Annotated in this window: 20 protein-coding genes; 10 read left to right on the top strand and 10 right to left on the bottom strand. The window is 57.5% G+C overall.

Translation table 11 applies throughout. The annotated features are described in order from the left end of the window. Nucleotides 1–282 precede the first annotated feature (282 nt). Both G1C97_RS08295 and G1C97_RS08290 read right to left on the bottom strand, forming a co-directional pair. Nucleotides 283–1,074 carry an ABC transporter permease gene (locus tag G1C97_RS08295; protein WP_169241369.1) on the bottom strand — a complete coding sequence of 264 codons (792 nt, stop codon included), beginning with the start codon at nt 1,072–1,074 and terminating at the stop codon, nt 283–285. Beyond that, complete coding sequence (locus G1C97_RS08290) at nt 1,071–1,961, bottom strand: ABC transporter ATP-binding protein (RefSeq protein WP_169241368.1); 891 nt, start codon at nt 1,959–1,961, stop codon at nt 1,071–1,073. The genes G1C97_RS08295 and G1C97_RS08290 overlap by 4 nt, the downstream gene beginning before the upstream one ends. Before the next feature lie 124 nt (nt 1,962–2,085). Between G1C97_RS08290 and G1C97_RS08285 the strand changes: the two genes are divergently transcribed. Beyond that, a complete protein-coding gene (locus G1C97_RS08285; RefSeq protein WP_205832575.1) occupies nt 2,086–2,790 on the top strand; it encodes a response regulator transcription factor in 705 nt (234 codons plus the stop codon). Nucleotides 2,791–2,847: 57 nt separating this feature from the next. Further along, on the top strand, nt 2,848–3,861 hold the full coding sequence (locus tag G1C97_RS08280; protein WP_169241367.1) for a sensor histidine kinase: 1,014 nt from the start codon (nt 2,848–2,850) through the stop codon (nt 3,859–3,861). Nucleotides 3,862–3,874: 13 nt separating this feature from the next. Here the strand turns inward: G1C97_RS08280 and G1C97_RS08275 are convergent, their stop codons facing one another. Further along, nucleotides 3,875–4,747: a LysR family transcriptional regulator gene (locus tag G1C97_RS08275; protein ID WP_335341357.1), complete on the bottom strand. Its 873-nt coding sequence runs from the start codon at nt 4,745–4,747 to the stop codon at nt 3,875–3,877. Between the two features lie 155 nt (nt 4,748–4,902). Here G1C97_RS08275 and G1C97_RS08270 point away from each other — a divergent pair, with 155 nt between their 5' ends. Further along, on the top strand, nt 4,903–6,276 hold the full coding sequence (locus tag G1C97_RS08270) for an MFS transporter (RefSeq protein WP_335341354.1): 1,374 nt from the start codon (nt 4,903–4,905) through the stop codon (nt 6,274–6,276). A 63-nt stretch (nt 6,277–6,339) separates the two neighbouring features. Further along, nucleotides 6,340–7,338 (top strand): 3-hydroxyacyl-CoA dehydrogenase family protein, encoded by a 999-nt coding sequence (locus G1C97_RS08265; RefSeq protein ID WP_169241365.1) that lies wholly within the window; start codon nt 6,340–6,342, stop codon nt 7,336–7,338. Nucleotides 7,339–7,365: 27 nt separating this feature from the next. On the opposite strand, the gene G1C97_RS12420 is transcribed toward G1C97_RS08265, so the two are convergent. Both G1C97_RS12420 and G1C97_RS08255 read right to left on the bottom strand, forming a co-directional pair. Further along, nucleotides 7,366–7,977, bottom strand: coding sequence for a sugar O-acetyltransferase (locus tag G1C97_RS12420; RefSeq protein WP_417852222.1), 612 nt, complete (start codon nt 7,975–7,977; stop codon nt 7,366–7,368). A gap of 339 nt (nt 7,978–8,316) precedes the next feature. Continuing rightward, entirely contained in the window at nt 8,317–8,847 is a 531-nt protein-coding gene (locus G1C97_RS08255; protein ID WP_169241363.1) for an NAD(P)H-dependent oxidoreductase, read from the bottom strand. A 434-nt stretch (nt 8,848–9,281) separates the two neighbouring features. Here G1C97_RS08255 and G1C97_RS08250 point away from each other — a divergent pair, with 434 nt between their 5' ends. Beyond that, on the top strand, nt 9,282–10,067 hold the full coding sequence (locus tag G1C97_RS08250) for a methyltransferase domain-containing protein (protein WP_169241362.1): 786 nt from the start codon (nt 9,282–9,284) through the stop codon (nt 10,065–10,067). Between the two features lie 64 nt (nt 10,068–10,131). After that, on the top strand, nt 10,132–11,097 hold the full coding sequence (locus G1C97_RS08245) for an L-lactate dehydrogenase (protein ID WP_169241361.1): 966 nt from the start codon (nt 10,132–10,134) through the stop codon (nt 11,095–11,097). 15 nt (nt 11,098–11,112) lie between these two features. On the opposite strand, the gene G1C97_RS08240 is transcribed toward G1C97_RS08245, so the two are convergent. Next, nucleotides 11,113–11,760, bottom strand: coding sequence for a TetR/AcrR family transcriptional regulator (locus tag G1C97_RS08240; protein WP_169241360.1), 648 nt, complete (start codon nt 11,758–11,760; stop codon nt 11,113–11,115). Nucleotides 11,761–11,882: 122 nt separating this feature from the next. Between G1C97_RS08240 and G1C97_RS12415 the strand changes: the two genes are divergently transcribed. Together G1C97_RS12415 and G1C97_RS08230 are read left to right on the top strand one after the other, a co-directional pair. Continuing rightward, complete coding sequence (locus G1C97_RS12415) at nt 11,883–12,050, top strand: SDR family NAD(P)-dependent oxidoreductase (RefSeq protein ID WP_169241359.1); 168 nt, start codon at nt 11,883–11,885, stop codon at nt 12,048–12,050. Beyond that, complete coding sequence (locus tag G1C97_RS08230) at nt 12,013–12,813, top strand: SDR family NAD(P)-dependent oxidoreductase (protein WP_169241358.1); 801 nt, start codon at nt 12,013–12,015, stop codon at nt 12,811–12,813. The genes G1C97_RS12415 and G1C97_RS08230 overlap by 38 nt, the downstream gene beginning before the upstream one ends. A gap of 81 nt (nt 12,814–12,894) precedes the next feature. On the opposite strand, the gene G1C97_RS08225 is transcribed toward G1C97_RS08230, so the two are convergent. The 3 genes from G1C97_RS08225 to G1C97_RS08215 all read right to left on the bottom strand — a co-directional run bounded on the left by G1C97_RS08225 (nt 12,895) and on the right by G1C97_RS08215 (nt 15,889). After that, nucleotides 12,895–13,416, bottom strand: coding sequence for an NAD(P)H-dependent oxidoreductase (locus G1C97_RS08225; RefSeq protein ID WP_169241357.1), 522 nt, complete (start codon nt 13,414–13,416; stop codon nt 12,895–12,897). A 121-nt stretch (nt 13,417–13,537) separates the two neighbouring features. Then, nucleotides 13,538–14,206: a sugar O-acetyltransferase gene (locus G1C97_RS08220; protein ID WP_205832573.1), complete on the bottom strand. Its 669-nt coding sequence runs from the start codon at nt 14,204–14,206 to the stop codon at nt 13,538–13,540. Nucleotides 14,207–14,608: 402 nt separating this feature from the next. Then, nucleotides 14,609–15,889, bottom strand: a complete 1,281-nt coding sequence (locus tag G1C97_RS08215; protein WP_169241356.1) for an MFS transporter — start codon at nt 15,887–15,889, stop codon at nt 14,609–14,611. A gap of 188 nt (nt 15,890–16,077) precedes the next feature. Between G1C97_RS08215 and G1C97_RS08210 the strand changes: the two genes are divergently transcribed. Together G1C97_RS08210 and G1C97_RS08205 are read left to right on the top strand one after the other, a co-directional pair. Continuing rightward, nucleotides 16,078–16,305 (top strand): helix-turn-helix domain-containing protein, encoded by a 228-nt coding sequence (locus G1C97_RS08210; protein ID WP_169241355.1) that lies wholly within the window; start codon nt 16,078–16,080, stop codon nt 16,303–16,305. Between the two features lie 48 nt (nt 16,306–16,353). Then, nucleotides 16,354–16,983, top strand: a complete 630-nt coding sequence (locus G1C97_RS08205; protein ID WP_169241354.1) for a hypothetical protein — start codon at nt 16,354–16,356, stop codon at nt 16,981–16,983. A gap of 24 nt (nt 16,984–17,007) precedes the next feature. Here G1C97_RS08205 and G1C97_RS08200 read toward each other — a convergent pair whose 3' ends face one another. Then, nucleotides 17,008–17,823 (bottom strand): Cof-type HAD-IIB family hydrolase, encoded by an 816-nt coding sequence (locus G1C97_RS08200; protein ID WP_169241353.1) that lies wholly within the window; start codon nt 17,821–17,823, stop codon nt 17,008–17,010. Between the last annotated feature and the right edge of the window lie 68 nt (nt 17,824–17,891).

Here is a 17,891-nt window from a genome sequence, read left to right as displayed (position 1 = left end):
CCGCCTGGCCGTCTACGGATAACGTGGTGATATGCCTATGTTGGGGCAAGTGGAATCGGCGCCGCGGTTATCTCATTTGATGGAGTGGTAGTTCCAGCCGAGTCTCGTGGCATGAGCCAATGCCGGTATTTTCACATATGCATCTTCAGGCCCGACCATCATGCTCTCCCTTGATTGATACCGTGTGCGTTAGTTATTCATCATAATGTGCGCGAGCGGTACAACGAGGGAGGTCGGGTTTAGTGTTTGCTTGGGCTTTGCTGGCGTATTGTTCCTTGCCCGCTACCGCATTTCCGGGGGCCTGTATTGGTCGTCGGCGGTAAAGCAGGTGCGGTAGACCATCGCCATGATGAGACTGTCGGCTACCAGCGTCAGCGCGGCGATGGCCGCGAATACCACGAACTGGTATTTGGCTGCCTCAAGCGGGTCGCCGCCGGCGATGACCTGACCGGCCATCATGCCGGGGATGGTCACGATACCGCAAGACGCCAATGTGGCTGTGGTGGGCAACAGGCCCAGTCGAATCGAAGAGACGATGGACGGGCGAGCGGCCTCCCAAGCCGTGGAGCCCAACGCCAGAAGCGTATCGATCTCATCACGGCGCTCATTCATGCTTTCGTAGAACCGACTCAAGCCCACAGCCAATGCCGAGACCGTATTGCCGAGCAGCATGCCGGTCAGCGGCACCACCAGCTGCGGCGCATACCATGGGTGCGGCCGCACCACGAGTTCGGTGACCAGTGAAATCATCAGCAGCATCGTGATGGTCAGGCTCAGCAGCACCGGCCCAGCCAATCCTTTCGGCACACCTTTGGCGCGCGAGAGCGTGATCTGCACGGCGGCCACCAGCATCACCGCAATCACCGCGAACACCAGAAACACATTGTTCGCGCGGATTACATAGCCGATGATGAAGCCCATCGCGCACAATTGCAATAGTGCGCGGCAAGCGGACCACAGCAGTGTCTTGCCGATGTTGATGCGCATAAGCTCGCTGATGCCAGCCGCAATGGCCACCATAACCAGCGCGACCAGGAGGCCCCAGATATCAATGTCGTATGCGTTACCGGTCATGCCTGTTCACCAGCTTTTTCGTTTAGGGTCCCGTTGGCCAACGTCACGATTCTGGATGCGCGGCCGTCCGGCGGGCGATGGCGAATGCGGATAATCGCCATGCCTTGGGCTGCGGCCTCGGCCATGATATCCGCCACTTTCTCGGCATTCTCGTCATCCAAGCCGGCATCCACTTCGTCTGCCAACAGCACTTTCGGCTCGCTCAGCAGCGTGCGTGCCAAGGAGACGCGTGCCGCTTGGCCGCCGGACAGGTCATGTGGCGGGCGGGCGAGGTCGATATCCTCGCAGCCCATCGCATCCAGCGTCATACGAATCTTCTGATCAGTGAGCAGTTTGCGCGCCTGCTGATCATTGTTGCGAAACAGGGCCATGAATTTGCGGCCCAAGCCAATTTTCCCGATGCGATGCGGAGTATTCGCTGAGCGGCCTGCAGTAACAGCGGATGCAGAGACTGGTGCGACGGCGCTGGCGGCAGTTGCCGCATCGGTTACCTCAGCGACTGTCGCGCCACCAACATTCTGATTGCCGATTCCACTCGCTCCTGCGCGAATCACCAACGTGAACGGCAAGCGGATTGCCTCGGCCACCGTCTCACCCGGCAGAATCGGTTTCTGCGGCAGATACGCCACCTCGTACCGCCATTGCTGCGGCGTGAACTCGCCGGAATCATGCCCGGCAAGTGCAAACGAACCGTTCGCGTGCGGATTGAGTCGCGCGAACGCGGTCAATAGACTGCTTTTACCGGAACCGGATGGACCGACCAGATCCACAATCTCACCGGGGGCTATCGCAAACTCAAGATTGTCGAAAATCGTGCGTCGCTTACCCTGCGCCGGCACGATACAGGTCACCCCGCTCGCGGTGAACACATGCTCCGTATTGCTCATAGTGCGCACGTTACTTCTCCTACGGTATTGCGCCAATCCGTGAGCGTTTCTTAGCGGTCTCTTAGACGGTTGGCGATCTGATATAACCGTAAGAAAAGGCTCTTGTTATCGGGACACAGTAATAATGACGACGGCGAACGAATACGCGACTGATCCGGAGCGACTGCTGCTGCCGGCAGTGCTGTTTATTGAAGACGATCCGAACTTGGGATCGATGACTTCGGAAATGCTTGGTCTCGACTATCGCGTGGACTGGGTGCGGACGATTACCGATGCGCGAGCACGCCTTGCCGCAGACGCCTATGATGCACTGATCGTCGATCGCCGTTTGCCGGATGGCGATGGGTTGGATCTGATCCGATCGTTACGCAGCGGTGGCGTTGCGACTCCCGCATTGATGCTGACTGCGCTCGCTGAAGTGGACGATATTGTGGATGGGCTCGACGCCGGAGCCAATGATTATCTCACAAAACCATTCCATGTGGTTGAACTTGAGGCCCGATTGCGAGCGTTGCTGCGCGGCTTCCATGCACAGGCGGCGAGCGTCATGATCGGCGATTGGCTGCTGAAACCCAGCGCCAACATCATCGAGGATCCGGACGGGCGCACTGTGCCGTTAACCGATGTGGAATCGAAGCTGCTGGCCGCGCTCGCCGCAGCACCGGATCATGTGTTCAGCCGGGAGGAGCTGCTGAAGAACGCGTTCTCAACTGGCAGTGATATCGGTGCCGTGGACGTGTACGTATCGTATGTGCGCGGCAAAACCACGCGCGGCATCATCGCCACCGTGCGCGGCAAGGGATATCGCATCGGGCAGCCGCGGGACTAGACGTATGAATGGCATGGCAGCCCATGAGCTTCACGAACCATTGATGAGGGAGCGTGGATGATGACAAGTGACAAGCAAGTGCAGCGTGATCACCATCATCATGCCGGCACTGTGGCCGGACTGATCAGTCTGCGCATGACCATTGCGATGACGGTGATTACGGTAGTCGGCGGGGTGATATTCGTGGCTGGCGTGCTGCTCGGCTCGCGCCATGAATTCACTGAGCGTGGCCTCGATCCGAACGCCATGTCCGTTACCGAACAATTCGGTTCCGGCATGATGGTGATCGACACTAAAAAGGCCGTGGGCTTCACTGTGCTGTTTGTGCTCGGTGTGATTGCGGCAGTGGCCTTGGTGGGGCGGTATTACTCGCGTAAGGAGGTTGCGCCGCTTGAGCATGCCTTCGAACTGCAGAAGGATTTCGTGGCGGACGCCAGCCACGAGCTGAAGACGCCGTTGGCGGTGATTTCCACGCGCATTGATCTGATTGAGTTCCGACGTGCTCATGGGCAGCCGATTGACAGTGTCATCGTCGATTTGCGCGGTGATGTGGACCGCATGAATGGCATTATTACGGACCTGTTGGTGGCCGCACGCGGTGCCGTGGACACCGAGCCGGTGGCGCTCGCCGGGGTGATCGGTCAGTCCGTGGATTCGGTCAGGCCTCTGGCGGATAAGCGAAGCGTGGAATTGCGCACGCATATTGACGGTGATCCGTCGCACTTTGTGGTGCGTGGCAATGCGGTTGGGCTTTCGCGCTGTCTAGTGGCGGTGCTTGATAACGCCATCGCACATTCGCCGGCGGAGTCTGCGGTTACGGTATCGCTCGGCTATCATCATCACGGCGATGTGGCCATTCGTGTCACCGATTGCGGAAGCGGCATCGGCTCGGACCCGGAACGACTGTTCCGCAGATTCGCGCGTGACGACGATGGCACCGAACATCAGGGCTATGGCTTGGGATTGGCGTTGGCCCGCGATGTAGCCAACCGGTATGGCGGCATGCTCAGTGTGGAATCCACATCATCGCATGGCACCACGATGCTGATTACGCTGCCGTTGGCGGCATAGCGCGTTGCACGTATCAGGATGAGGTTCCGGCGAGTTCCCGAATGCGCGCGATGAACGCGGCGACGCCTGGGGAAGGGTTCAGCGGATAGAGCAGGCCGTAGGAAAGACCCACCGGTTCGGGCCAATCCACGGGAACGTTGACCAACTGCGGATGTACGCCAGCCCACATGGTTTTTGAAATCATCACGTCGCCGTCTTGAGCGCATTCGTTGAAAGTGTCGAGGTCATAGTGGTCGATGTCAACGAGCGTGATGCCAGGATGCTCGGCGAGTAACGTTCGTGCCGTGTCATTACCACCGCTGCGTTGCTTGAGAATATGGACTCGAACACCTTCGAGGTCATCCAGAGTGATAATCGGCTTGCGTGCCAGTTCATTATCGCGCGGAACTGCAAGACAAAGGGGCTCGAAATCAAGCGTCAGAGTGCTGCAATGTTGTGCCCAATACTCAGGATCAAACGCGGTGGACACCATATCCACCTCTTCACCCAGATGCGTGATGATATCGCTGACGGTTGTGGTGTCGTCCGATAGGGAAACCAGTTCCAAACGGATTTCCGGATGCTTGCCGGCATCCTTCTGCCAAAGGTCGAGGACGCGTCGGCCGGAACGCAACACCGAAACACCAAGCCGCACGGGTTCGACGCTGGTTGCCGAACGGCGTTGCGCGCGGCTGATGATTTCATCGCATTCATGCATGATCGGCCGCGCATCGGCGACGAAATCACGCCCCTGCGGAGTGAGTTCCACGCCGCTTCGTGAACGATTGAACAGCGTGAGTCCATATTCTTTTTCGAACGTATTGATCTGCTTGGCCAATGCCGGTGTGGAGATGTGCAGCAGCCTGCCTGCGCCGGCGAAACTGCCGGTATCGGCCGCCGCAATCACCGCATCCAAACGCTTGTCATACATGATGAAGCCTTTTATAAACCAATGGTTTACACACTATAAACAATAATCATCAACAAACCAATGTTTTCCAATGTTTCTCAAGCGTACACTATCTCACGCAGTAATCAAAAGTATATGTATGAAGGATACCAGTGAGTTCCGTATCGAAGCTTTCCTCAAACCTCACCACAGCTGCGGCCGCGGTCGCTTCCTTCCTGGCGGGCATGGACGTGCTCATCGTCAATGTGGCGCTGCCGTCCATCGCCAAGGAACTGGGCGGTGATATGGCCGTGCAGCAATGGGTGGTGGACGGCTACACCTTGCTGTTCGCAGCTCTGCTGCTGCTCGCGGGCAGTCTGGCCGATCAGTTCGGCGCCAAGCGCATTTTCATCATCGGCGCGGCGCTGTTTGGTGCGGCCTCGCTGTTCTGCACCTTCGCATGGTCGATGATGGCGCTGGTCGCTGGCCGCTGCATCCTCGGCATCGCTTCGGCTTTGTTGCTGCCGGCGTCGATGTCGCTGATCAATGAGGCGAGTCCGAATCCCCGCTATCGCGCATGGGCGCTGGCGCTTTGGGGTGCGGGCGGCGCTTCGGCCTCGGCGGTGGGGCCGTTGCTCGGTGGATTGCTGACGCCGGTTCACTGGAGCCTGGTGTTTGCTATCAATGTTCCGTTCTGCCTGATGATTCTGGCGGTCGTGCCGCGCATCGCGCCTTCACCGAAGCGGGAGACCAAGTTCGACTGGATTGGCCAGGTGCTGGCGTTGATTGGATTGAGCACGCTGGTCGCCGGCATTATTCAGGTCGGTTCCGCCGGCATTGCTGCGCCCGCAACGCTGGTGTTGCTGATTATTGGCGTGGTGGCGCTCATGGCATTCGGGTATTCGCAAGCCAAAGTTGCGTATCCAATGATGCCGCTCGGCCTGTTCCGCGTTCGCGGTATGCAAGTGGCGCTGCAGATCGGCTTCATCATGATTTTCAACTGGTACGGCATGGTGTTCATCTGTACGATGTTCCTGCAGAATGAGCTCCACATGAATCCGTTCGCGGCCGGTCTGGTGTTCGTGCCGTCCGCATTCGTGACCATCTTCGGCAACCTGATGGGCGGGCGCATCGTGACCGCACGTGGCTCGAAATTCTCGATTACTTTGGGGCTGTCCATTATGATCGCCGGATTCCTGTTCGAGTTCCTGTCTCCACAGCCGATTCCTGTTTGGGTAATCGCCACAGGGCTCAGCGTGGTTGGTTTTGGTGCGGCCATCACCACACCGGCTGCGGCGGGTGTGGTGCTGAAAAGTGTGGATGCTTCGCAGGCCGGCATCGCATCCGCCATGTTCAACACGTTCCGTCAAGTCGGCGGCGCAATCGGCGTGGCGGTGTTCGGCGTGGTCGCCACATTCCTGCCCTCGCTTGATCTCGCATTGCGAGCGGTGTTCCTCGCCTCCGCGTTGCTGCTGGCGTATGTGCTGGTATTCGAACTGTTGCGTTGGAAGGATTCTGCGTTTGCCGCAGCTGCAGTGAACGCGTAATCAGTGGCATAATCGGGAACTGAGCCGAATCATCAATGACGAAGATGAATGGAGATGGCGGTTATGGCACAGGAGCATGGCGGCGCGGCGGCACTGGACGTCAAGAACGCGAATGATATCAAGGTAATTGCGAACGTAGGCACAGGCACTATGGGGCATGCCATTGCGTTGCAGTTCGCGCTCGCCGGCTACGAGACGCGACTGGTCGGGCGCAGCGAGGCTTCGTTGGACCGTTCGATGGGCCGTATTCGTGCTGATGCCGAGGCCTTCGCCGGTGCCGGGCTGCTGCACACCGGTGAGACCGTGGAGGATGTGCTCGCCCGTATCACGCCGATTGTTGGCTATGAGCAAGGTGTGGCCGGCGCCGACTTCGTCATCGAATCGGTGGCGGAAAACCTTGAAGTCAAGCAGCAGGTGTGGCGTGAAATCGAACAGTTCGCGCCAAAGGATGCGATTTTCGCCACCAATACTTCGGGTCTGAGCCCCACGGCAATCCAGTCGGTACTTGAGTGCCCCGGGCGATTCGTGGTGGCGCACTTCTGGAACCCGGCGCAGCTGATGCCGTTGGTGGAAGTGGTGCCTGGCGCCCATACCGCCCCGCATGTGGTGGACGTGACCTTCGACCTCATGAAGCTCATCGGCAAGAAGCCGGCGAAAATCAAGAAGGAATCCCTGGGATTCGTGGGCAACCGACTGCAGATGGCCGTATTGCGCGAGGAATTCCATATCATTCAGGAAGGCATCGCCGACGCCGCCACCGTGGACGACGTGATGAAATACAGCCTCGGCCGCCGCTGGAATCTGGTCGGCCCTGTGGCCAGCATCGATTTGGGCGGGCTCGACGTGTTCTACAACATCAGCACCTACCTGTTCGACGACATGGACAACGGTACCGGTCCCTCGCCTCTGCTCGCTGAAAAAGTCAAGGAAGGCAACCTCGGTGCCAAAACCGGGCGTGGTTTCTTCTCCTGGCAGGGCGAGGATGGCAGGCGTGTCATCGAACAGCGCGACAAAGCGTTGCTGCGTGCGCTCAAGGAGGATTCGGCAGAAGCCGGAAAGTAACCTGCTGAAGCCCTGCCCTAGGCTCCGCTAATCCCACACGTCGAGCTTGCGATTCTTGCAGTAATAATCTCTGTCTTTCTCACCGATCGGGCGCGCGACCTTGCAGGGCACGCCGTAGGCTACGGAGTTTGCCGGAATATCACGGCTCACCACCGAGCCGGCACCGATGACGCAGTTATCGCCAATAGTTACACCCGGCAGGATAGTCACATTCGCGCCGATCCAAACATTGCGGCCGATCGTGACCGGAATCGCATAGACGTAGTGGTGTTCGCGCAGCACCGGCAACACGGGGTGGCCGGCCGTGGCGATGACCACGTTCGGGCCGAACATGCACCAGTCGCCGATGGTGATGTCTGCGTCATCCACGCAGGTGAAGTTCACGTTGCAGTAGACGCCTTTGCCCATATGCACATGATGGAAGCCCCAGTTCGCGTGCGCCGGCGTCTCAACATGGCAACCTTCGCCGATTTCGGCGAACATCTCCCTGAGGAGCTTCTGCTTGCCGGCTTGGTCCGTGGGATGCGTCTGGTTGAACTCCCAGAGTTTTTCCTGATATTCGAGCTGACCGTCCATGATGCTCGGGTCGTCGTAATGATAGGGGAGTTGTTCCTCGCACCTCTTTGCATTATCCATGATTGCCGCCTCGCTATTCCAGTAATTGCAATGATGTTTGCGTTATCATTCCAGTATAGACGCTATAGAGTTGGCCGGCTGGGTGTCCAACAGTACGCCGAAGTGGTCTGCGACGGGTGGATCTTCGCGCAGTACTGCCGGTTTTGGAACTGCTACAGGCAGTACTGCGCGAAGCGATGAAGTGGATTGGCGTTCGGGGAACTCGGAGACAGTGTCCTATCGTTCGTAGGCGGTAATGAAGCTACGCGCCTGTGGAAGGCAGGATGGGAAATCCGTGTCAATGGGGCTCATTGACAGTGACCTTGGACCCAGCCGTTTTCTGTCCGGAAGTTCATCGGTCTTTCAGTCTGTAAGGAATGTTTGATACTGCTTGGCGGTTTCGGCCAGTGCCTCGTCGGAGAGCTCCATCGCGCCAAACACTACGAACGGTTCGCGCCATGTGGCATGTACGTAACGGGCCATCATGCGGTATGGCGAGAGCACTTCGCGCATGGTGGCACCGTTGTCCTCCGTCTGATATTCGCTTTCCGGGCCGCCGGCCGTGGTGGCTACCGTGATTTCCTTGCTTTCAAGCGCCCTGCCGTCCGGCCCATATGCCCATCCAAATGCCAGCACTTGATCCTCCCATTCCTTGAGCAGGGCGGGGGAGGAGTACCAGTATAGCGGGAACTGCAATACGATGCGGTCATGCGACTCGATGAGACGCTGCTCGGCTGCGATGTCGATGCGGCCATCCGGGTATTGCGCATATTCGTCGCGCACGGTGACCGTAGAGCCGTCGTCGTCGGGTAGGGCTTGCGCTGCCGCCATCAACGCCGCATTGGCGTGGGACTTCGCCATATTCGGGTGAAATACTAGTACCAAGGTCTTCATGGTGACTGCTCCTTGTGAATTGACTTGGTATCTATGGTACTTTCGCTGGTTTGTGGACGCGAGCAAGGCGAATGATGAGTAATTGTTGCGCACAACGTGGCGAATCAAGTAGAAACCGCAAATTGTGCAGAGGATTCTGATGGTCATAACAAGTTGCAGATAAAGCAAATGGCGGAATTGCAACGATTCTTGGTCTTAGTGGGTTGCGCACTACACGGCGGCCGGGTGTTTTTCCTTGAATTGTGCGAACACAACGGAGCAAAAGAAGAGAAATAGGTTAATAGTGCGCAGCTCATGGCCTGATGACTGTGGTGAAAGTGGTCATTTATGGACCGCGGAGATGCTGATTGAATCCGATATGTACTCAGTAAGAATTGTTCGAAATATGATCGGTAATATGGACGCTACAGGGCTCTCGGGCTAGCGTGAGCCGCATGGTTGTATGGGATTCCGAACAGTACCTTCGTTTCAAGAACGAGCGCACACAGCCCTCGCGCGACTTGGCAATGCAGCTGCCTCCTGATGATGGCACGGTCAATCGTGTGCTCGATATTGGCTGTGGGCCGGGCAATAGCACGGCCGTGCTGCGCGAACGCTATCCAAAGGCAATGATTCTCGGCGTCGATAATTCGCCGGAGATGATTGAAGCCGCGCGCAAAGCACACCCTGATATCGATTTCGCGCTGTGCGATGCGTCAAATCCGGAAGCGCTAGCCGCACTGCCCGGTGATTTTGACGTGGTGTTCTCCAATGCCTGCATCCAATGGGTGCCGAATCATGAACGACTGATTCCGGCATTGCTTGCCAAGCTCAAGCATGGCGGCATGCTTGCCGTGCAGACGCCGATGAACTATGAGGAGCCGATTCATCGCATCATCGCCGGAATCGTGCATTCGTCGGAATATGCGGATCGATTGCCGCAACAGAGGGAATTCTATAATCTGACGCCGCCTGAATATTGGGAATTGCTGCATGAGCACGCGGCGCGTTTCCGCATGTGGAAGACCTCGTATATGCATACGCTGCCTTCGCATGAGGCGATCATGGATTGGTATCGCGGCACCGGACTGCGCCCATATCTGCAAGCGCTGCCGGATGATGCCGCTCGCAACGTGTTTGAATCCAAGGTATTTGCCCAAGTGCGTGAAGCCTACCCGACCCGGTCGGACGGCAGCGTTATCTTCCCGTTCCCGCGCTTCTTCTTCACCGCAGTGAAGTGATGCGGGTCGGTTCTTGGCAGAGGTTGCGAGTTGCGGGAAAGCTCGCGTAGGGAAAGGAAAGCTTGTGATTGCGTCGCATCACAATCGGGTGGTGATTGTAGGCACTGGCAGCGTGGGGTCGGCGGTGGCCAGCGCCATTGTGGAACAGGGGCTGTGCAATGAGCTGGTGCTCATCAACCATAATCCAAACAAAGCAAAAGGCTTGGCTATGGATTTGGCTGATGGCTCCGAATTCCTCGGCCGATTCATCACCATTCGTCAGGGTGATTGGGAGGATTGCACCAGTGCTGATGTGGTGGTCATCACGGCTGGGCCGAAACCGAAGCCAGGCGAGACCCGTATGCAGGAACTCGATGCGGCCATCGACATTGTGGACCCTATACTGAAGCACATCAAGGATTCGGGTTTTGACGGCATTTTGATCATGGTGTCGAACCCGGTCGATGTGTTGAGCTGGTTCGCGTGGCGACGCACCGGTTTGCCGCGCGCGCAGGTATTCGGTTCGGGTGCTGCGCTTGATACCTCCCGTATGAAAGCGATTATCGGCACAACCACGCATCTCGATCCCAGACTGGTGTCGGGGTATGTGATCGGTGAGCATGGCGACTCACAATTCGTGCCATGGTCCACGGTTTCGTTCATCGGTAAATCGTTCGCGCAGTATCTGGAAGACAATCGCGACCGATATCCGGGCGTCACACTGGCCGGCATCGAGGAGCAGACCCGCAAGCGCGGCCTTGATATCAAAGGATTGCGCGGCGGAACCAGCTACGGCATTGCCGCCACCGTCGCCGGGTTGATTCGAACGATGCTCTGGAACGAGCGCAGCGTGGTGTCCGTATCCACGTTGATCAGCGGCGAATATGAATACGATGAGCGCGATGTATTCCTGTCGCTCCCGGTCGCGCTTGACGGCAGTGGCGTAGGCGATTTTGTAGACCTTCATCTGAGCGATGAGGAGCTCGCGAAATTCCGCGCTTCCGCTGCCGTGGTGCGAGAGCATTGCGCTTTGGTCGCCGACCGACTGTGAGGTAAGGCTCGCTGGTCAGGCTGCTTGGCATCCGGTATGGTAGCGCTCGGCGGTGGCGACGCCATGAAGCATGAGATCGGTCATGATGTCGGCCAGCGTTTCGTCAGGTGCATCCATGTCGTTGAGCACCCACTGGTCGATGACTTCGCATAGCGCGCCCGCCCAATAACAGGCAGCATAACGCGGGCCAATCTGACTGCGTTCGGAGCTGCGGTTCATGCTCGCACGCATCCCCTCGCGAATGCGCGCGCCTTGGCCTGCTTCAAGAATGAGTCGATACTGCGGCGCGATGCTGCGTACGCCGACAAGCATGGCCAGCCAAGCTTCGCGGGTTTGTGTCATCGGATCGTATTGCAATAGGCTTTGATTGATTCGCTCGAAAATGGCGGAGAGAAAACCATCTAAAATCGCTTCTTTCGAGGTGTAGTTACGGTAGTAGGCATTGCGGGAGACTCCGGCTCGTTTGGCGATGTCGGTGACGGTGATTGATTCGAACGGTTTCGTTTCCATAAGCTGAATGAGCGCGGCTTCGATGCATTCGCGTACAAAAGCGTTCGATTCCTCGTTATTGCGATGCAGGGTGGCGAGTCTGCGGGCTTTGATGCCGTCGCCGTCATCTGCGGACTGCCGATCTGATGCCCCAGTCTGAGGTGCATGCGCCATGTCACAATTCCTTTCGTTCTGTCATCGCCGTGCCGTGGCACCTTGCGGTCACTGAAACTTGATGGCTATCGTCAATGATGTCACACTTGTTACATCATAATCGGAAAGCATGATCGACTGCCATGGACAATACGAAACAACCCGACAACGCGACATTTGCCGGCAAAGTCATTCTGGTCACCGGCGCATCCAGTGGTATCGGCAAACAGACGGCGCTTGCGCTCGCCGCCCAGGGGCATATGATCATCATGCATGGTCGCAATCCCCAAAAAAACACAGGAAGTGCGTGACTGGATCGTCGAGCGAACCGGCAATCACAATGTACGAGCTCATGTAGCCGACTTGTCGCTGATGAGTGAAGTCGTGCGATTCGCAAACGCGATCACCGCCACTTACGACCGACTCGACGTGCTTGTCAATAATGCTGGCGGGCAATTCGGCTCCGAACGGGAAGTCACGGCGGAAGGTCATGAGAAGACGTTCGCCATCAATACGCTTGCGCCGTTTCTGCTGACCAATCTGCTGCTGCCGGTACTCAAGCGCAGTAAATCCGCGCGCATCGTCACCGTGGCCAGCGAATCCTATCGTCAGGGTGGACGGCCGATGCTTGATGATATCGAACTGGAGCGTCATTATTCGATGGTTCGCGCTTACGGACTCTCCAAACTGTATGTCTGGTGGTTGATGCGACAGTTCGATGCGCAGCTCAAAGCGGCTGGTGTGCGCAATGTTACGGCGAATACTGTGGAACCCGGATCGGCTGCGACCTCGTTGCAGCGCGAATCAATGCGAAAGTCTCCGTGGATGCTGCCATTGCTTGTATTGTGGCTGCCGTTTATTCGCACCGCGCGATATGGGGCGCGAACCAGTGTGATGATGGCTACTTCACCCCTTGTCGAGGGGAAAGGCGGCGAATTCTGGGGCAATAAGCGGCGCAAGCGCATCAATCCGAAATGGATATCCGAAGAAGGTGAGCATCGTATTTGGCAGTATTGCGCCGAAGTGTGCCGCCCGTATCTTGAAGATGCCGATTTGGTGTTGCCGCTGTATTGATTGTGATGCATCGGATGCGTATGCATGCAAAAACGGCTCCTTCACAGTGGAAGGAGCCGTGATGATTGAGGAAACCCGAGGTTACTTGGTCAGGTAATCCTTGTAGCTCTTGACGGACTCGGCCAGAGCCTCATCGGTGATGCCGAAGGAACCGAAAGTCACGAACGGCTTGAGCCACGTGGCGTTGACGTAGTTGGCGGTTCCCTGGAACGGCACGAGCACCTGGTCGATGACGAACTTGTTGGAGCCTTCCGGCTGGTAGGCGGATTCCGGCGAGCCGGTGGAGACGGCCACGCCGAACTCCTTGCCTTCGAAAGCATGGCCCTCGGAGCCGTATGCCCAGCCGTGCTCCAGCACGTCGTCCTCCCAGGTTTTCAGCAGGGCGGGGGAGGAGAACCAGTACAGCGGGAACTGGAACGCCACACGGTCGGCGGCATCGATGGCGGCCTGTTCGGCCTTGACATCGATCTTGCCGTCTGGGTACAGCGCATACTCATCGCGCACGGTCACGTTCTCCAAGCCCTCGGCGGCTTCGGCCAGAGCGGCGTTGACGTGGGACTGGCCCTTCAGAGACGGGTGGAATACGAGCACCAGAGTCTTCATCTTGTTTCTCCTTGATATGGCATTCCTATGGTTCACTCAGTAATATCGCAAGCCGATATATCTCAAAATGAACTATATATGCAAGGATGACGTTTCGTGCGTGCGGCGTGTCATATTCATCTCATAGCTGATTGGATGCAACGATATTGCGTGCGGCGATGCGCTCGCAGAAACCGGTTTTGTCCGCTTCGGTGATCGGGCGAAGTACGCGGGCCGGGTTGCCTACCGCGACCACGCCGGCCGGAATATCCTTGGTGACCACCGAGCCTGCACCGATTACCGAGCCGCGGCCGATGGTCACACCGCCGAGCACGGTCACATGGCCGCCAAGCCACACGCCGTCCTCAATCACAATCGGCTTGGCTTGGCAGGCACCGTTCTTACGCTCTTCGAAATCAAGCGAATGATTGGTGGCGAAGAGGCCCACCATCGGCGCGATCCATACGTAGTCGCCCAAAGTGATCGGTGCGTTGTCGAGCATTACGCAATCGAAATTGATGTAGGCATGAGATCCGATGGTGATGTTGCGGCCCATCTCACAGCGGAAGTTCGGCTCGATGAATACGTCCTCGCCGACTGCGGCGAACAACTGCTCCATAATCGCACGGCGTTCGGCCTCCTGATCGTAATCAAGCTGGTTGTAAGCGCGGAACAGTTTCTTGGCCTCCACGCGCTTGCGTTCGATTTCCGGGTGGGAATCCTCATAGACCTCGCCGGCAACCATGCGCTGCCATTCCACCAGTCCTTCCGGGGTGAGGTCGGCAGTGACATCGTATAGATTGACGGTCATAATCGCTCCTTTGTCTGAAACGGTGTTCTTCATTGAAGACCAGTGTTCGTTACTTATCCTAATATTGCCACGACATAACACCGGCGGAGCTGCTGCGTGTGTGATACCTGGCGAAAGAGCGAAAATCCGAAGTTGTACTGATCTGTTATAGAAAAAGGTCGCTGTGCGATGCTCTGAACAATCAGGACATCGCACAGCGACCTATGAAAAAACTATTGCTCGTAACCTCACAGGCGGCAGAGCGCTGCTGCGGCAAGGGTGGTGATAGTTGCGATAGTAATGGCGGCCATAAGAACTTCCTTCCTCTCTTTTCCAATAGCCGGGACTGGATAGTAGTGGCAGGGGTCGAAAAGGGATGCGGGAAATGTTCGCTTTTTGGACGGCGATGTATTGAAGGCGGTCTTATGGGCGGCGGACGCGTGAATTTACCCCATTGCGATTCATCAGTAGATAGATGCCGATGGCGATTGGCATGGTGAGCATCAATATCGGATAGAACCATGCCAAATCAACATTGGCGTAGAGCGCTCCGCCGATGATCGGACCCAACGCCATGCCCAGATCAAGTCCGATGTAGTACGTGGCGTTGCCTCGGCCTCCATGGCCGGTGCCTGCCAGGCGTACGGCGGAGGATTGACTGACCGAACTCATGATGCCGTACGATGCGGCCATGAAAATCGAGGCGATCAGTAATATGCCGTTGTTGTTGAGCGCGGCCAGCGCGCCGAGCGCGACAATCATGCATGCAGCGCAGAACCATAGGAACCAGCGGAATGAGCGTCGATCGAACATGTTGCGCATTGCTACGCGCAGAATCAGCAGTGCCACGGCATAGAGCGGGAAGAACAGGCTGACATTGACGCTCAGATGGCGGGTTTCCGTATAGGTGACGATATAGGACTGCGTGGCGCAATAGGGGATGGCGAACAGCATGAATACCGCCGCCACGGGAATCACGCGTATGGAAATCACCTGCTCTGCGCGATCGCGGAGGGTAGGATGCTGCGGTTGTTGTGTCGGCGTAATCGGTGGCGTGGATTCCCTGGCGCGCGTCCGTGGCGTCGATCGTGAGCCGTCACGGCGGACCAGCAACACCATGATGAGTGCCGCGATCATCGCCGCCGTGGTCACCGCGAAAGCGGCGCGATAGCCTAGGGAAGTGCATATGCGAATGCCGACAGCTGGTCCGAGCGCCATAGCCAGGGCGTTGGCCAAGCCGTAATACCCCATGGCTTTACCGATGTGTGCCAGTGGGATGAGCGAAGACATCCAAGCCGCAAGACATACGGACAGGCCGGAAAATCCGATGCCGTTGATGATTCGGGCTGCGAACAGCGTTGATGCATGAGGGGATGCCATGTAGCCGGCATTGGCTGCAATCATCAGCAGGACGGCGATGATGGAGAATTGCTTCATCGGTATACGGTCGCTGAGGCGGCCCGCCCAAGGCCGGCAAAACAGGGAAACGATGTTCATGGTGCCGGCGATGATGCCGGCGAACTCTCCGCTCGCTCCCAAGGCGTGCGAGTAGCCGACGATGAGCGTGGTGCCCATCATCGTACCGGCCATGTAGAAGAAGGCGGCCGCCATAATCAGGATGATGCTGCCGTTCATGAACGAATCATTGCCCGCGGGCTTGTTGATGTGCTCGGAACCTTGTATTTGCGCTGATAATGGCGGCATGTGCGATGCTCTCCTTATGTTGCGCCATGATCATGAATAGCCCTTTGGTGGCGCTTCCAAGCGTTGCATTGTAGGGAATCGCGTGAGTATATGCGGTGGCCTGCTGCTCCCTATTATGATATGAGTTCACTCTTTTGGTGTGAACTGATTTCAACCAGCTGACTGAAATCAGCCGCGCGAAGGAGGAGATGCTCATGTATGACCGACGTTTGGATGCCATCATCGCGGTGGCGGAATGCGGCAGTTTCAATCAGGCGGCGAGGCGGTTGCATCTTTCGGCGACCGCGTTGATCAAACAAGTCACTGGATTCGAGAACGAATATGGGCTTACGCTCTTTGCGCGCAGCAGCAATGGCGTGAGGCTCACCACTTCCGGTCAGGCGCTGATCGAGGATGCGAAGGATCTCATTCGCTAAAGCGAACAGGCGCTGCGCCATGCGCGTCAACTGGAACATGGACAGAACATGACGGTCCGGCTCGCCATCTCGATGCTTCGCCCGGCGACTCCGTTGCTGGAACTCTGGCCGCGCGCCTCGGCCTGGCTTGAACAACGTGGACAGCACCTGCGTCTGGAACTGGTTTCCATGTCGGATTCGCCCGACGGATACATGAATGCACTCGATCATCTCGGCGAAATGGTGGATGTGGCGGCCAACGGCTTTTCGCCGGAACATCAGAAATATCCTTGCCAAGTGCTGAAGCTGGGGGAGTACCCGCTGCACATGGGTGTTCCGGTGTCGAATCCACTGTCCGCAGAGCCTCTTCCCGTGCTTCGCCTCAGCGATTTGGAAGGCCAGCGCATCCATATCCCCCAGACCGGCAACAATGATGCGATGGATCGGGCGCGTGACCTGCTGGACAAGGTTCCCGGCGTCACGTTGATCGACATGGAGCAATACACGTTTGAGGAGTTCAATGCCTGTGCCGCCAATGGCGACCTCATCGTTGCGCGAACGTTCGGCACCGACATCCACCCGATGATGCGCACCATGCCGGTGGAGTGGAATGTAACCATCGATTATGGGTTGTTCTATCCGATTAATCCATCGGAGGCGGTGCGGCAGTTCGTGGAGGCGATGACCGCCGTGCGATAGCAGTAAGTGCACAGCGGGCGGCTGTTATGGCAGGAGCCGATGCAGGGCTGCAGCCAAGCCGTTGTTATCGACGTGTGGCGCAATCATATCGGCGACTGACTTGGCAGGTGCTGTGCCATTGCCCATTGCCACGCCGATGCCTGCGGCCTGAATCATCTCAAGATCGTTTTCGCTGTCCCCAATGGCGATGGTATCGGCTATCGGCACGTTGAGACGCTGAGCAATGGTGGTGAGCGCGGTTCCCTTGTTGACTCCGGGGATAAGAATTTCACCGTTGTCGTCGCTGGAGGCGTGGATGGATCCGTGGATGATGGTCGCGTATCCTGCAAGTGCGTGCTGCACGTCCTCTATGGTGAGGCTGCCATCTTCGGGAATATAGAATGTGCCCTTGCGGACCAATGGCAGAGGGGTGGAATAGTCGGTGATGGTATGCCAGGAGCTGCGCATCTGCGGATGCCGCAGCAGTTTGCGCCAGATGCCGAGCCGGTGCAGGTAGCGTTCGGTGGCATGCATGCCGTCGGGGCAGTGCCAGGCATACGGCATGGAGTGTGCGGTGAAGAACGAGGTCGCCATGCGGACGGATTCAGCGGGCATGTGCTCGTCGATAATGGTCTCGCCGTCGAGCTTGGCGCATGCGCCGCCGTCGGATACGATGCCGTCGAACCCAAGTTCGAGCACCGGCGGATCGATGTCCAGCGCCGCACGGCCTGAACAAATGAACAGCCGGTGCCCGGCTTGCTGCGCGCGCTGGCACTCCTTGCGCGCGGACTCAGGAATATGATGACTGCTATCGAGCAGTGTTCCGTCGATGTCGATGAATACTAATTTGGATGCGCCCATATGCGTGTTCTCCTATGGAATGCCGACCGCTGTGTCCGGGCTATGGATGATTTCATTCGTAAGCGTAA

This window comes from Bifidobacterium olomucense (assembly GCF_012932375.1).
Classification (GTDB): domain Bacteria; phylum Actinomycetota; class Actinomycetes; order Actinomycetales; family Bifidobacteriaceae; genus Bifidobacterium; species Bifidobacterium olomucense.
This window is presented reverse-complemented; position numbering and strand designations above follow the sequence as displayed.